This window comes from Fructilactobacillus carniphilus (genome assembly GCF_024029675.1).
Classification (GTDB): domain Bacteria; phylum Bacillota; class Bacilli; order Lactobacillales; family Lactobacillaceae; genus Fructilactobacillus; species Fructilactobacillus carniphilus.
This window is the reverse complement of the sequence record NZ_CP097121.1, coordinates 400,804-415,089: the sequence shown is the minus strand read 5'-3', so window position 1 is coordinate 415,089 and position 14,286 is coordinate 400,804. Positions and strand designations below refer to the sequence as shown.

14 protein-coding genes are annotated in these 14,286 nt (G+C 43.9%); 2 read left to right on the top strand and 12 right to left on the bottom strand.

What is annotated here, in order from left to right; translation table 11 throughout:
* Positions 1-3 precede the first annotated feature (3 nt).
* From glyS to rpsU, 8 genes are all read right to left on the bottom strand, one after another.
* Positions 4-2,082 (bottom strand): glycine--tRNA ligase subunit beta, encoded by a 2,079-nt coding sequence (glyS, locus tag M3M37_RS02180; protein WP_252795526.1) that lies wholly within the window; start codon positions 2,080-2,082, stop codon positions 4-6.
* Positions 2,082-3,053, bottom strand: a complete 972-nt coding sequence (glyQ, locus tag M3M37_RS02175) for a glycine--tRNA ligase subunit alpha (protein WP_252795525.1) — start codon at positions 3,051-3,053, stop codon at positions 2,082-2,084. The genes glyS and glyQ overlap by 1 nt, the downstream gene beginning before the upstream one ends.
* A 262-nt stretch (positions 3,054-3,315) precedes the next feature.
* Positions 3,316-4,095 (bottom strand): DNA repair protein RecO, encoded by a 780-nt coding sequence (recO, locus tag M3M37_RS02170; protein WP_252795524.1) that lies wholly within the window; start codon positions 4,093-4,095, stop codon positions 3,316-3,318.
* A gap of 30 nt (positions 4,096-4,125) precedes the next feature.
* Positions 4,126-5,031 (bottom strand): GTPase Era, encoded by a 906-nt coding sequence (era, locus tag M3M37_RS02165; protein ID WP_252795523.1) that lies wholly within the window; start codon positions 5,029-5,031, stop codon positions 4,126-4,128.
* A 16-nt stretch (positions 5,032-5,047) separates the two neighbouring features.
* Positions 5,048-5,446, bottom strand: a complete 399-nt coding sequence (locus M3M37_RS02160) for a diacylglycerol kinase family protein (RefSeq protein WP_338028733.1) — start codon at positions 5,444-5,446, stop codon at positions 5,048-5,050.
* Positions 5,430-5,912, bottom strand: coding sequence for an rRNA maturation RNase YbeY (gene ybeY, locus M3M37_RS02155; protein ID WP_252795522.1), 483 nt, complete (start codon positions 5,910-5,912; stop codon positions 5,430-5,432). The genes M3M37_RS02160 and ybeY overlap by 17 nt, the downstream gene beginning before the upstream one ends.
* Positions 5,913-5,921: 9 nt before the next feature.
* Positions 5,922-6,884 (bottom strand): PhoH family protein, encoded by a 963-nt coding sequence (locus tag M3M37_RS02150; protein WP_252795521.1) that lies wholly within the window; start codon positions 6,882-6,884, stop codon positions 5,922-5,924.
* Between the two features lie 149 nt (positions 6,885-7,033).
* Positions 7,034-7,234, bottom strand: coding sequence for a 30S ribosomal protein S21 (rpsU, locus tag M3M37_RS02145; RefSeq protein WP_252750292.1), 201 nt, complete (start codon positions 7,232-7,234; stop codon positions 7,034-7,036).
* 171 nt (positions 7,235-7,405) lie between these two features.
* On the opposite strand from rpsU, the gene M3M37_RS02140 reads away from it, so the two are divergent.
* The gene (locus M3M37_RS02140) at positions 7,406-8,221 is read left to right on the top strand and encodes a pyruvate, water dikinase regulatory protein (protein WP_252795520.1); all 816 of its coding nucleotides are present in this window, start codon (positions 7,406-7,408) and stop codon (positions 8,219-8,221) included.
* Here the strand turns inward: M3M37_RS02140 and M3M37_RS02135 are convergent.
* From M3M37_RS02135 to aspS, 4 genes are all read right to left on the bottom strand, one after another.
* A complete protein-coding gene (locus tag M3M37_RS02135) occupies positions 8,208-9,119 on the bottom strand; it encodes a deoxyribonuclease IV (RefSeq protein WP_420842972.1) in 912 nt (303 codons plus the stop codon). The two genes, M3M37_RS02140 and M3M37_RS02135, sit on opposite strands and share 14 nt — an antisense overlap.
* The gene (locus M3M37_RS02130; RefSeq protein WP_252795518.1) at positions 9,109-10,281 is read right to left on the bottom strand and encodes a CDP-glycerol glycerophosphotransferase family protein; all 1,173 of its coding nucleotides are present in this window, start codon (positions 10,279-10,281) and stop codon (positions 9,109-9,111) included. The genes M3M37_RS02135 and M3M37_RS02130 overlap by 11 nt, the downstream gene beginning before the upstream one ends.
* Before the next feature lie 41 nt (positions 10,282-10,322).
* Positions 10,323-11,201: a YitT family protein gene (locus tag M3M37_RS02125; RefSeq protein ID WP_252795517.1), complete on the bottom strand. Its 879-nt coding sequence runs from the start codon at positions 11,199-11,201 to the stop codon at positions 10,323-10,325.
* 97 nt (positions 11,202-11,298) lie between these two features.
* Positions 11,299-13,077 carry an aspartate--tRNA ligase gene (gene aspS, locus M3M37_RS02120; protein WP_252795516.1) on the bottom strand — a complete coding sequence of 593 codons (1,779 nt, stop codon included), beginning with the start codon at positions 13,075-13,077 and terminating at the stop codon, positions 11,299-11,301.
* A 357-nt stretch (positions 13,078-13,434) separates the two neighbouring features.
* Between aspS and M3M37_RS02115 the strand changes: the two genes are divergently transcribed.
* Complete coding sequence (locus M3M37_RS02115; RefSeq protein ID WP_252795515.1) at positions 13,435-14,283, top strand: N-acetylmuramoyl-L-alanine amidase family protein; 849 nt, start codon at positions 13,435-13,437, stop codon at positions 14,281-14,283.
* Positions 14,284-14,286 lie beyond the last annotated feature (3 nt).

The window sequence follows — 14,286 nt, the reverse complement described above, 5'->3', positions numbered from 1 at the left end:
TGGTTATTTCACCATCACCGCTTCTACATCAGCAAAGTGCATGATTAGAGCTGATAGCTGCGTTAATTGTGCTAATCGATTATCCCGCACCACGGTGTTTTCGCTCATAACCATCGTCGCGTCAAAGTAAGTGGCAATCAGCGGTTGCAACTTTGCTAATTCTGCATAGGCTTGTTCTGCTGACCGACTCACAAAATCAGCCTGTAATTTTTGTACTGCATCGTATAATTGCTGCTCTGAGTCGTTTTCAAAGAGACTTGGATCTACGGTTTGGGCATCAACGTCGCTATCTGCTTTCGTGGCAATTCGCGTTACCCGGGTTAAGGATTCAATTACTGCCTTAAAATCAGCTTGATCCGCATTTGTTTGCAAAACATGCGCGCTCTGTTCGTTATAATTAATGTCCGTATTAGTGGCCTCTACGGCTGCATTGACGAGGTCATATCGAACGTCCGCATCCTTTAGCTCTTTCTTAATCCGATCCTTTAAAAAGTCGACCACTGGCTTAAACACCAGAGCTTGATCAACCTTGGGCAGCACGTCGGCGGCTTGTTCTTCTTGCACAATCATTTGGAGCAACGGCAAAATTGGTAAGGTCCATTGTTCCTTAGTTACAATCCGCACGATTCCAGTTGCTTGACGCCGTAAGGCATACGGGTCATTGGAACCACTCGGAATCATTCCGGCTGCAAAGAAGGTTAAGATACTGTCCAATTTATCGGCAACGGCTAAAACGGCCCCCACCTTTGAAGCTGGTAATTCACCGTCGGCAGCAATTGGTTCGTAGTGTTCCTGAATTGCTTGGGCCACTTCTGAATCTTCTCCTTGCAAAAGGGCGTACTTTTCGCCCATGATTCCTTGCAATTCGGCAAATTCGCCGACCATTCCGGTCACTAGGTCAAATTTGTAAATTTCAGCAGCACGTTGCAGGTGAGCTAATTGGGTCGCGTTTAGGCCGACTTGTTCTCCAATCAGTTTGGCAATCACTTGGACCCGTTGCATCTTATCGTACATTGAAGAAATTTGATCGTGGAAAGTAACGTCCTTTAACTTGTTCACAAAATAATCAATGTCGTGTTGTTGATCTTCTTGATAGAAGAACTCGGCATCATACAAGCGAGCCGCTAGAACCTTTTCGTTTCCGGCAATCACATTGTCTAGGTAATCTGCGTTCCCGTTTCGAACCGAAACAAAGTGGGGTAACAAGTTTCCCGCTTGATCTTCGACGAAGAAGAAGCGTTGGTGGTCCCGCATCGAAGTAATCAATACTTCCCTAGGAATCGCTAAGAACCGTTCGTCAAAGTCACCGGCAAAGCTGGTCGGCCATTCAACTAAGTTATTAACTTCTTCCAAGAGTTCGTCGTCAACTGGAATTTGCCAATCGTGTTCCTTCGCAATTGCCGCAATTTGTTCTTTAATCCGTTGCTTGCGTTCCTTAGCATCAACTAGAACAAATTGTTCTTTTAAGCGTGGCTCGTAATCAGCGACAGTTTTTAGTTCGACCGGTTGACCTAAGAAACGGTGTCCCTGCGTGGTCCGACCAGCCTTTACATCCACGATTTCTAGTGGCAGCACTTCATCATCTAATAGTGCGACCATCCACTTAATGGGCCGCACAAATTGGAAGTGATGAGCTCCCCACTTCATCATGGTGGGAAAATTCATGGATTTAATCACATCTACCAAGCCCAACAATACTTCGCTAGCGGGCTTACCGGCAACGTGTTTATTAACAAAGACGTAGTCGGTTCCTTTGACGTTTTTAAAGGTAATGTCGTCAGTGGTTACCCCTTGTCCCTTGGTAAAACCAATGGCCGCCTTACTCCATTGTCCGTCTTCTGTTTGAGCAATCTTTTTGGCTGGACCTTTGACCTCTTCGTCAATGTCTGGCTGTTTAGAAGCTAGACCATCAATTTCTAACGCCAACCGCCGGGGAGTGGAAAATGGTTTGATCCGGTCATAACTAATTCGTTCGGCCTTTAAAAATTGAGCAACCTTGGCTTGTAATTCCTCAATGCTGGGGGTTACAACGTGCGCCGGCATTTCTTCTAAACCAATTTCTAGTAGAAAATCACGTGTCATTATTTGATATCCCCCTTTTGTTTTGCTTGGCGTTTCAAGTTTTCTGCTCTTTTTTGCGTATATTTAGCTAGAACAGCTTCTCGAGTCTGTTCATCTTTGATTAACGGGAAACCTAGTTTACGACGTTCTTCTACAAAGGCCTGGGCAATGCCGTGTGCCATCTTCCGAATCCGCGCTAAGTAACCGGCCCGTTCGGTAACAGAAACCGCGCCCCGGGCATCCAACTGGTTGAAGGTATGACTACACTTTAAAACGTAATCGTAGGCTGGGTGAACCAGTCCCAGTTTGATGAGGCGTTGAGCTTCTTTTTCATAAGCATCAAACAAGTTGTGCAACATGGCCTGATCACTTTCTTCAAAGCTGTACTTAGAGTGTTCGTATTCTGGTTCTTTAAAAATATCACCATACTTCACCCCATCAGACCACTCCAAATCAAAGACGTTGTTAACGTCTTGAATGTAAGAAGCTAGACGCTCCATTCCGTAGGTAATTTCAACGGCCACGGGATCCATTTGTAAACCACCCACTACTTGGAAATAAGTAAACTGGGTAACTTCCATTCCATCCAGCCAAACTTCCCAACCAACTCCGGCACAACCCATGGATGGGTTTTCCCAGTTGTCTTCCACGAACCGAATGTCATGTTCTAACGGATTAATCCCTAATTCTTCTAACGAATGAATGTAGAGGTCTTGAATGTTGTCAGGAGATGGTTTCATCAGCACTTGAAATTGGTGGTGTTGGTAAAGCCGGTTCGGGTTTTCCCCGTAACGACCATCGGCTGGTCGTCTGGACGGTTCTACGTAACAAACGTTCCATGGTTCCGGTCCAATTGCCCGCAAAAAAGTGAAGGGACTCATGGTTCCGGCCCCTTTTTCCGTGTCGTAGGCATCCATAATCATGCAACCCTGCTTACCCCAATATTCCTTTAATTTTGTTCCAATTGCTTGCATTGACAACTTTTTGGTCATGCTGACTCCTCCTATTCACAAACAAATAAAAAAGCCTATGTAAAAGTAAAAACTTTTACATAGGGACGATATCGTCGCGGTTCCACCCTACTTCTGAACTTAATCAGCAACTCGAAACGCATTGACTCGAAAAGCGCCAGCTTCTGGGGTCAATCGCCATCTCACACTATCATGGCTTCGCTGCCTTGAAAATCCCAGTCACTCTCTTTTGTCTGTGTCAAATATTTAGTTAACTATATTATAGATGGCAACGGCGTAAACGTCAACGAGAACCACTCGTTCCCACGGACCAGTGCTTCATCTGCCGCAAAAACCTTTTGCTCTTTAAGTTTAAACCCACTTCATTATCATAAACCTGGTCTAAAACTTGTTGCAGTTGCTGTTTGGTCCGTTGGTTTACGTTAATTTTGCCAATTTTTTGTAAGTCAACCACCGAAAACAACTGTAAATAGTAGATAGTCCGGGGTTCCAAGTGCAACCGGTGGGGATCATCTGCAAAATGGCGCTCACAAATTAGTCCTCCCAGCTGTTCAGAATAATCGTAGGTCACAGCCTTTCGCCCACAAACCGCACACCGTTTAAGTTGCGGAGCAATTCCCAACACGGGGAGTAACTGCACTTCCATGATGTTAGTAATAATCGCGGGATCAAATCCGTTATTAATTAGATTTAATGCGTAAAACAATTGATCAAACCAGTGCGGTGCAGCAACGCCATCGCTAAAGGCAGCATCGATCAGCCCCATTACGTAAGTTGCATACGCATTCAACAGCAAATCATCACTAATTTGGGTAAAATGTTTCACCTGCTTGGCAGCCGAAATGTAGGATAATCCCTGCTTTTTTAAGGTACCATCGTAAGTTCCGTAGCTAAAGGGAAGAATGTCAGCCGTCATTTTAAACTTAGGTCGCCGCGCTCCCCTGACAAAAAACATCTTTTTACCAGCTTCAGCCGTAAAAAACTTCACCAGCATATCATTTTCTCGATAATTTTGGCGGTACAACAAAATCCCATGGAAGGGACGACTTCTGGTATTAACCATCACTAAGCTCCCTTAAGCGCCGGAAACCGATTAATAGTCATTTTTAGAGATGTAGCCCAGGTTGTTTAAGGCCGTCGCTTTATCACGCCAACCCGACTGCACGTGGACCCAGAGCTTTAAATTAACCTTGGTCCCCAGTAACTTTTCAATTTCACGGCGTGCGCCTACGCTAATGTACTTCAGGCGTTGACCACCTTTGCCAACAATAATTCCCTTTTGTCCGTCTCGTTCCACGATGATGGAAGCTTCAATTTGCAGTTTGCCAGCATCATTGGGCCGCATCCATTCAACGTATACGGCCACTGAGTGCGGAATTTCCTGGCGGGTATTCTCTAAAATCTTTTCTCGGATAATCTCTTGAACAATAAAACGTTCGGGATGATCAGTTATCTGATCATCCGGATAGTACTGGGGTCCCTCAGGGAGAATTTTAACGAGGGAATCTAATAGTTGATCCACGTTATTTCCCTTTAAGGCAGAAATCGGAAAGACCTCAGCCCATGGATAGGCCTTCTTGTAAGTATCCATAATGGGTAAGAGTTGATTGGGATCCACTTCATCAATCTTATTAATGATTAAGTACACCGGAGTTTTCACTTTTTTCAATTGGTCGATAATGTAATTATCCCCAGCGCCCCGGGTTTCCGTAGCACTAACCATGAATAACACGGCTTCTACTTCTTGAAGCGAAGACAACGCCGCCTGATCCATATATTCATCCAATTTATTTTGCGGTTTATGAATTCCTGGTGTGTCCAAAAATACAACCTGACTATCATCCGTAGTATAAATCCCCTGAATTTTATTCCGCGTCGTTTGGGCCTTATCGCTCATAATGGCCACCTTTTGCCCCACCACGCGGTTTAAAAAGGTCGACTTGCCGACGTTGGGACGACCTACAATGGCCACAAATCCGGACTTAAACGCTGTACTCATATCATTTCCTCATCTCTCAAACTGGTAACAGGGACCCCAAATAGGGCCACAAAACAATGACGCCAATCACCGCCGCCGTTCCAGCGGTAAAGAGCACGCCACCGGCTGCGATATCCTTAATTTTTTTAGCGGTCGGATCAAAGTGTGGTCCCACCATTAAATCCACCAGGTATTCCACCAAGGTATTTAAAATTTCAGCACTTAAAACCAAAAAACAAGCCAATAATAACCATAACCAAGCGGTTCGATTCACCCCTAAAATTAACCCGGCAATGATTACCAGTGTCATGGCTACAAGATGAATGCGAAAATTCCGTTCCCGAAAGAAAATTAAGTAAAAACCGTCCCACGCATGTCCCAAGGCTTGTGCAAAATTTTTATTTTTAGTAATTTGGCGCTTATTTTTTGAGTCCATAGTTATCTAAAATCTTTCGTTGGAGGGGGAACATCACTGCTTCATCTTCTGGTTGCATATGATCATAACCGTTCAAATGCAAAAAGCCATGCACTACCAAAAAACCGAGTTCCCGATCCTCTGAATGACCCAAAAAGTCTGCCTGCTCTTTAACCTTGTCCATGCTGACAAAAATATCACCCAGGTTTTCAGGAATCTCTGCCCGCAACTCATCATCCATGATCACCGGAAACTCATCGTTCGTGTTGTCTTCAATTGCAAAACTAATCACGTCAGTAGCGCGATCAACGTTGCGGTATTCCCGGTTAATTTCCTGAATTCGATCGTTGTTAACTAAAGTCACTGACATTTCCGTATTGTCAGCCAAGTCCAACGTCTGAGCCGCATAATCCAACAAATTTTTAATTAGTTCAATCTGCGTCGCTGGCACCTGGTCTTTGGTCTCATCGTAAATTTCTAAATCCATCTGTACTCCTTATTCGGCTTCATAAGCGGTAATGATTTTAGCAACCACTGGATTTCGCACCACATCGGCTGCTGTCATTCGAACCACCGCAATGTCATCAATGTTAGCTAGGATGTGGGGAGCGGTTACCAACCCACTCGCAACGTTTCCCTTCAGATCAATTTGTTGAATATCACCATTGACAATCATTTTAGAGTTAAAGCCCAGCCGGGTTAAAAACATTTTCATCTGGGGATTCGTGGTATTTTGCGCTTCATCCAAAATCACAAAGGCATTCTCCAGCGTTCGCCCCCGCATGTAAGCCAACGGCGCAATTTCAATCACACCTCGCTCAATCAAGCGATCCGTATGATCTTTCCCTAAAATGGCATACAGAGAATCATACAACGGCCGCAGGTACGGATCGACCTTTTCCTTCAAGTCCCCCGGTAAGAAACCGAGGCTTTCCCCAGCTTCCACTGCAGGTCTAGTCAAAACAATCTTATCGACTTTTCCCTTTTTAAGGGCAGCCACTGCCATCACCACGGCGAGATAGGTTTTCCCCGTTCCGGCAGGACCAATTCCAAAGGTAATGTCATGTTGATTAATTGCTTGAATATATTGACGCTGTCCAAAGTTCTTGACCCGTACCGGCTTACCCTTGTTATCTTTAATCAAGACCTGGTTATAAAGATCCGGCAGAGAACTAATTCGTCCTTGGCGCCCAAGGTTCACGGCCGAAACGTAATCGCTTTCGGTCGGATGAATGCCAGCGTGAATCAATTTCAAAAGGTTAAACAAAATATCATGCGTCAACTGCACGTCTGCTTCATCATGACCTTCGATTTTCACGATTCCATTGGCATAGCGAATCGAAGTTTGCAATTCATCCTCAATAATTTTAACTAACGCATCTTGAGTTCCAAAAAGCACTGCTTGATCATTAGGATTGTTCAGCGGTAATTGTTTTTGATATTCAAAATTTTCAATCAATCAAATATATCTCCTTAAATCAGTTTTCATAAATTTGTTTTAGTTAAATTTTAGCATATCCGGAAGGCTTTCCAAAACAAAAACAAAACCACCCCAATAAAAAGCACCCCAAAGATCATCTTTGGGGTGCTTTTTATGCTGCAACTTGCTTAGAAGTTGTTACGACGCTTTTTCTTTTTATTGTTACGTTTTCTTGCTGCTTCTGATTTTAATTTACGTTTAACGCTAGGCTTTTCGTAAAATTCACGTTTACGAAATTCCTGGAGAGTTCCGCTTTTTGAAACAGTCCGTTTAAAGCGACGAAGAGCATCTTCAAGAGATTCGTTCTTACGAACAACGGTTTTTGACATGTAAAATCCCTCCCTCCGAGCTTAAATAGTGCCAGCGTCTATCTGACAAGCTTAATTATACATTATGAAAAATTTAACGTCAACGGGCTAATTTAAGATTTTGTTCTGATCCATTTAAAAGCAAAAAGAAGTTTATAATAAAAGAAATTCACTTTTTAAAGGAGTTGCTTTATGAAAACTACATACAACGTGTTTGTCATTTCTGATTCTAGCGGTCAAACCGGGACCGCCCTTGCAAAAACGGCGGCCGCTCAATTCCCTGAAGCATACGCTAACATTAGCCAGTATCCCTTCATTCAAACTAAATCAATTTTAACTGGAATTTTAAAGTTAGCGAAGGAAAATCAAGCTATCATCTTTCATACCCTTGTCGATTCGGAATTAAGCGATATGGTAACGCAATTTGCCGAGGAAAATCAGCTTTTTAGCTTTGATTGCATTCAAAAACCGATTGACATCATTTCACAACGCCTCCACGAATCATCAGCAGCGGTTCCTGGTTTAGTTCATGACCTCAACGCCGCCTACTTCAAACGAATTGATGCCATCGAATTCACGGTAGCTAACGATGACGGTCGGCATCCGGAAAACTTAGCCAGAGCTGATATCGTTATCCTTGGTGTTTCGCGGACTTCCAAAACGCCGCTATCTTTGTATTTAGCCAACAAGAGTTATAAGGTTGCTAACGTCCCAATTGGTCCCAACCTGCAATTACCCCAAGAGGTTTGGGACCTAAACCCCAAGAAAGTTTTTGGACTGACTAATTCAATTGAGAAATTACAGGAAATTCGCGCCCAACGAATGAAGGAATACGGGATTGAAAACGACACCCGTTATTCTAACGCTGACAATATTAAAAAGGAGTTGGACTACGCCCACCACCTTTATCAAAAAATTGGTTGTTTGTGTATTAAAGTGGCCGATAAATCAATTGAGGAAACAGCTTCCATTATCACAGAAAGCCTACCTAAATTTACTCAGCCGTAGCAATAAGTTTTTCAATCATTTCGGGGTCAAATTCTTGCCGACGAAGCATGGCAACTTCTGCCCCGTGGGGATCAATTTTAACTTTATCATTTACCTTAATGGCGGGCGTTTCCATAATTTTGGGAACGGTCGCCAATTTTGGATCATGAGCAATGGCGTTTAGAGCAGTAAACCCAATCGTGCCAAACCCAATGTTTTCATGACGGTCCTTATGACTACCAAGGGGATTTTTGTCATCGTTCAGATGAATCACCTTGAGCCGGTCTAACCCGATTACCTGGTCAAATTCGGCTAGTACTCCGGCAAAATCATCCTTGACGTCATATCCTGCATCATACATATGGCAAGTGTCAAAGGTTACTGACAGTTTTTCATCATGGTCAACCCCAGCAATGATAGTCTGCAATTGTTCAAACGTCGTTCCAACCTCCGTGCCCTTGCCAGCCATCGTTTCAAGCGCGATTTGGATCTTTTGCTCTGGAGTAATCACCTGGTTTAAACCCTTGATAATTTGTTGTAAGCCTGCATCAATTCCCGCCCCCACGTGCGAGCCCGGGTGCAACACAATCTGCGTAGCTCCGAGTGCTTCCGAACGTTCAATTTCCTTGCGCAAAAAATCAACCGCAAAATCAAAACTATGGGGCTTTTTCGTGTTGGCTAAGTTAATGATATAAGGAGCATGCACAACGACTTCCTGTAAATTGTGACTGTGCATGTATTCCTTACCCGCCGGAATTTGGAGCTCGTCTAACGGCTTGCGGCGTGAATTTTGCGGGGCCCCGGTATACACCATAAAAGCCGTTTCATCATTGCCTGCCGCTTCTTCAGCAGATCCCAAAAACATTTTCGGAGCTTTTAAGCCCACGTGCGATCCTAGTAATAATTCATCACTCATCATAATCCTCCGCAGCGTCCTCACGACCAATGACATACTTGTCAATCACTCGTTTATACGCTTTTCCATCGTTATAGGTGTTCCATTGGTCATTAAAGGTAGCAAAGTTCACGGGTTGATCCGCCAAGACCGCCTGTTTTAAATCAGCAACCGTTCTAACTGGGGTAGTGGGCAACCACTTCTCAAACCCCTTTTGCACCCCTGGTTGTTGTTCATAGTGTTTCAAGTCATACATAAAGAAAATGGCCGAGCGAGCTTGAGGCATTAAACTAAAGTCAAAGATAAACGAAGAATAATCCGTCACTAACGTGTCTGCTAACGTCATTAAGTCGGTAGTGGTAAATTCATCGTAAATTTTCACATTGGCATGCTTAAACTGTTCCATTTCTAGTTTTTCACGATTAACTTCTTGGTACAATTTTACTGCCACTACGGCATTTGGATCTGCGGCCAGAGCTTCAATGGTCCCTACCGGGGGATTAACGTGTTCGGCACTCCGATAGGTTGGCGCGTATAAAATGACTCGTTTGTCTTTCAATTCCGGAGCAGCGGTTAAAACTCGTTGCCGGACCGTTTGCAACCAGTTGTCACTAAACAAGCGATCCGACCGCGGGGTTCCTAGGTACTGCATTTTACTAGCAGACTGTTTAAAGCTCCGTTGAAAAACGTCACCCATTGCTTGAGATGCCACCACGTAGTCATCAAACTTGTCATAAACTAACTGGTGACGCCGCCGCTTAAACCAACTATTTTGTCGTTGACCTGGATCTTCCCAGCCAAAACATTTAATGGTGCCATCGGCATGCCAAAGTTGAATGATTTTAGTCTTGTCTTTGGGACGAATTAAGCCTGCTAGTAGGGCGTAATAATTGTCACAAAAAATCAAGCGTGCTGTCATTAGCTGGGGAATCCGATGGAATAAGAAAGAAATACTCATCCGCAGCTGAATTGTTTTTAGTCCAAAGGCCCGTAAGTCATAAGCCGCAGCCAACGTCCGGGGATTATAGATGACCACTAACTTTTGCCCCGCTGGTAGTTCCGCTGCAATCCGCTTAATCATATGCAGATTATTACTGTAACTCATTAAATAATAAACATTTTTCTTCGGTCTTAAATAGAATAATAAGGAAAGGAACCGCACTACCCAAACATAAAATGTTTTCATCTGCTCTTCATTCCGTCACTTTCTAAGTTACTGTCCAGTTTTTATTTCGGCTTGGTCTCGTAGAAATGACCAAACACTTCATCTACATCCAACGCCACCGCAAAAGCATTAGGATCAGCTTCCTGCAGGGCTTCATCTAATTCATTTTTCTCGTACCGGGAAATAACCGTAAAGAGAATTGCTTTCTTATCATGATGATAGGCCCCTTCCGCGTTGTGCACGATGGTAATTCCGCGCCGGAGGTGATTTTGCACACTATCAACAACCGTTTTAGGAAAGTCCGTCACAATCATGACTTCCATCCGTTGTTGTCTAGTATAGGTTAAATCCATGACCTTCGCATTCACAAACAACCCAATTGCAGAGTAAAACGCATACGGCCACCCGTACATAAATCCAGCTGAAATGATGATAATTGAATTAAAGAGAATGTTAATGTTTCCAATTGAACGCCCCGTTTTTCGTTGAATCACGATTCCCAGGATGTCTAACCCTCCCGTTGAAATCTGATTCTTTAACGCAAGCCCCGTTCCAAAACCATTCACAGCCCCCCCAAAGAGCGCACAGATTAACGGATCGGATGTTAACGTTAACGGGTGTAAAATCTTAATCATAAAACTGGCTAATAGGACCGAAATAAACGTAAAAATCGCAAACTGATGACCAATTTGTTTCCATGCTAATAGTAGTAGCGGCACGTTTAGTAACAGCAATGCCAGCGCCGTTGATAACGTAAACGGCATGTACCGTTGGGAAACGGTGTTTAATAACTGTGCGAATCCGGTAATTCCAGACGAATAAATATGTCCAGGCGTCCAGAAAAAATTCATGGCAATTGAAACTAACGTCGCATAGATAAATGCGGTTGATAGTTTCGTAATAATTTGGTGCCGGCGAATGACCTTGTGAACATCGTCCATAAGCAACCCTCTACTTCAAGTTATTGTGATTATCACGTAGTAGTATAACACGAAAAAAAGAAGTTACGAACCATTCGCAACGTTCTTTTTCACAATGTTAATCAGTTGGTTTTTCGACTTCAATCCCTAGTTCGTCCAGTTGCTTGGATGAAACTGGCGTCGGAGCATTAGTCAATGGATCAACGGCCTTCGAGTTCTTTGGAAAGGCAATGACATCCCGGATGTTACCCCGTTTTGCCAATAACCGAGCAAACCGGTCTAAGCCAATGGCTAACCCACCATGAGGAGGAAAACCGTAGTCTAAAGCCCGTAGGAAGTAGCCAAATTGAGCTTCGGCACTTTCTGTAGTAAAACCTAAGGCCCGAAACATTTTTTCTTGTAATTCGCGCGTGTGAATCCGGATGGATCCTCCTCCAAGTTCAAGACCGTTTAAAATAATGTCATAACTCTGGGCATGAGCTTGATGCGGGTCTTCCCCTTCATCTAAGTAGTGCTCATCCCCTTCGTTAGGCATCGTAAACGGATGGTGTGCAGCCGTCCAGCGTTGGGCTCCTTCATCGTATTCAAAGAGCGGCCAGTCAACGACCCACAGGAAGTTGTACTTGTCGGCTGGAATCATGTTTTGTTCCTTAGCAATTGCCACCCGCAAGTAACCTAAGGTATCGGCAACCACTTTAGCCCGGTCAGCCGCAAATAACAGTAAATCTCCGCTCTTAGCTCCCGTTTGCTCTTTCAAAGCAGCGGCTTGATCCGCATCCTTGAAGAACTTCGCAATTGGTCCGGAGAAACCGTCGTCGGTTACCTTCAACCAGGCTAATCCTTTGGCTCCAAAGCGTTTAACGTAGTCTGTGTATTGATCAATGTCTTTGCGAGAGTAGGCAGCAGCCCCACCAGGAACGGCAATGGCTTTGACCTGTCCCCCGTTTTCAATCGTAGCACTAAAAACCTTAAAGTCAGAACCAGCCACAATTGCTGAAACGTCCTTTAATTCCATGCCAAAGCGGGTATCTGGTTGGTCAGTCCCAAATCGATCCATTGATTCTTGCCAGGTGATCCGTTCAAACGGCAGTTGAACGTCGTAATCCACGGCATCCTTCATCACTTCTTTAATTAAACCTTCGGTGATGTCTTGAATGTCTTTGGCACTCATAAACGAAGTTTCTAAATCAATTTGCGTAAATTCTGGTTGGCGATCACCTCGCAAATCCTCGTCCCGGAAACAACGAGCAATTTGGTAATAACGGTCAAAGCCAGCCCCCATCAACATTTGCTTAAATTGTTGGGGTGATTGCGGCAAAGCATAGAATGAACCCGGGTAAACTCGAGATGGCACCAGGTAATCCCGTGCTCCTTCTGGTGTGGAAGCCGTTAAATCTGGCGTTTCAATGTCAATGAAGCCCTGTTGATCTAAATAGCGGTGGGTTGCCTGTAAAATCCGGTTCCGGATTAAAATCCCCTGTTGCATCACTGGACGCCGGAGGTCAAGGTACCGATATTTCAAACGCAAATCATCCGTCGCGTTAGTATCGTCCTTAATTTCAAAGGGCACTGGTTTTGAAGTACTCAAAATCTTCGCTGCTTGAACGTGAACTTCAACTTTTCCCGTGTACAGATCCGGATTGATTTCTTTTTCTGACCGCGCTACGACCTGACCTTGAACTTCAATCACAAATTCATTTTTAGCCTGGCTCGCAACTTGAAAGGCGTCTGGATTTTCTTTTTCGTTAAAGACCAGTTGTACAATTCCAGCTCGATCCCGTAAATCAACAAACATCAAGCTTCCGAGATTGCGTTTTTTCGCAATCCAACCGTCTAACGTCACCGTTTGGTCTAAGTAACGTTCGTTCACGTCGCCTGCATAGGTAGTTCGTTTCATCTGATAATCTTCCTTTCGAGTTAATCGGTTGATTCCATAAAAAAGACCATGCAAAATTGCTCTAAGGGCGCAAATGCACGGTACCACCTTTTTTTATCACTTTTAACTCTATTTAATTTTTCCATTAGGTAGTTCCAAACGCGTCTTTTCAAGCACTTCATTGCGTTCTTCCACTCCCGAACGCTTTCTGAAAAATGGTTACTTGATACTCTTCGTTATCACCGAACTAACGCTTGATTTTACCCTAATCAAAAGCCATCCGAAAGTCAAGGACCTAATTGAGATTTACTGTCAGAAGTCTGAAAAAGTTATATGATATTAGCTAAGGAATTATTTTAATCTTAGTGAGGAAAAAACATGCACTTTAAAATACGAAATCGACGGGGCTTTTGGGTTACCATTTTGGTAATTTTAGGAACCGGATTAGTCATCGGCACCATGCTTTTACGTAACAACGTGGCCGTGCCCCTTAACCAACTCGCCATTAAAGCAGCACCGACGCCCACCAGTCAGACGATTGGGACCGTTAATCGCGGTGATCGAGTCCAAATCATCACCAAAAACCGGCAGTGGGCTCAAGTGGTATACCAACAACAAAAAATTGGTTGGGTCCCTAACTGGCTATTAAATAAGCATTCCCAGGTCAAAACGGCTAGTAAGTTAGCAGAAACGACCATTGTGTTAGATCCTGGTCACGGTGGTCATGACTCCGGCGCCCTAGCTAATTCGAACCAACCGGAGAAAAAATATACCTTAAAACTTGCCCAGCAAGTTGCTAGTAATCTACAAAAAAGTGGAACCAACGTCATTATGACTAGAACTAAGGATCAGACGGTCGGACTCAAGCAACGACCACGCTTAGCAGCGGCACAACAAGCCAACCTCTTTGTCAGCTTTCATTTTGACTCTGCGGCCACGACCAATTCGGGAACCGGCTTTACGACCTATTATTACCATCCAGGAGCATCCAAACAGCTCGCCCAGTCCATCAACAATCAATTGGGTCATCTGGGGCTCGAAAATAAAGGTGTTAAAATGGGCGATTATCTCGTCATCCGCGATAATTCTGTCCCTGCGGTTTTATTAGAGATGGGTTATATGAATAATGATCTTGATTTTAAAAGAATTGAAAATCCAAACTACCGCAAACAAGCCGCCGCAGAAATCACTGCCGGGATTAAGGAATACGTTAACGACCACGATTAATTT

Bases quoted from the DNA above. Each gene is read 5' to 3' on its own strand.
- glyS (WP_252795526.1), bottom strand. From the start codon at position 2,082: ATGACACGTGATTTTCTACTAGAAATTGGTTTAGAAGAAATGCCGGCG.
- glyQ (WP_252795525.1), bottom strand. From the start codon at position 3,053: ATGACCAAAAAGTTGTCAATGCAAGCAATTGGAACAAAATTAAAGGAA.
- recO (WP_252795524.1), bottom strand. From the start codon at position 4,095: ATGGTTAATACCAGAAGTCGTCCCTTCCATGGGATTTTGTTGTACCGC.
- era (WP_252795523.1), bottom strand. From the start codon at position 5,031: ATGAGTACAGCGTTTAAGTCCGGATTTGTGGCCATTGTAGGTCGTCCC.
- M3M37_RS02160 (WP_338028733.1), bottom strand. From the start codon at position 5,446: ATGGACTCAAAAAATAAGCGCCAAATTACTAAAAATAAAAATTTTGCA.
- ybeY (WP_252795522.1), bottom strand. From the start codon at position 5,912: ATGGATTTAGAAATTTACGATGAGACCAAAGACCAGGTGCCAGCGACG.
- rpsU (WP_252750292.1), bottom strand. From the start codon at position 7,234: ATGTCAAAAACCGTTGTTCGTAAGAACGAATCTCTTGAAGATGCTCTT.
- M3M37_RS02140 (WP_252795520.1), top strand. From the start codon at position 7,406: ATGAAAACTACATACAACGTGTTTGTCATTTCTGATTCTAGCGGTCAA.
- M3M37_RS02135 (WP_420842972.1), bottom strand. From the start codon at position 9,119: ATGATGAGTGATGAATTATTACTAGGATCGCACGTGGGCTTAAAAGCT.
- M3M37_RS02130 (WP_252795518.1), bottom strand. From the start codon at position 10,281: ATGAAAACATTTTATGTTTGGGTAGTGCGGTTCCTTTCCTTATTATTC.
- M3M37_RS02125 (WP_252795517.1), bottom strand. From the start codon at position 11,201: ATGGACGATGTTCACAAGGTCATTCGCCGGCACCAAATTATTACGAAA.
- aspS (WP_252795516.1), bottom strand. From the start codon at position 13,077: ATGAAACGAACTACCTATGCAGGCGACGTGAACGAACGTTACTTAGAC.
- M3M37_RS02115 (WP_252795515.1), top strand. From the start codon at position 13,435: ATGCACTTTAAAATACGAAATCGACGGGGCTTTTGGGTTACCATTTTG.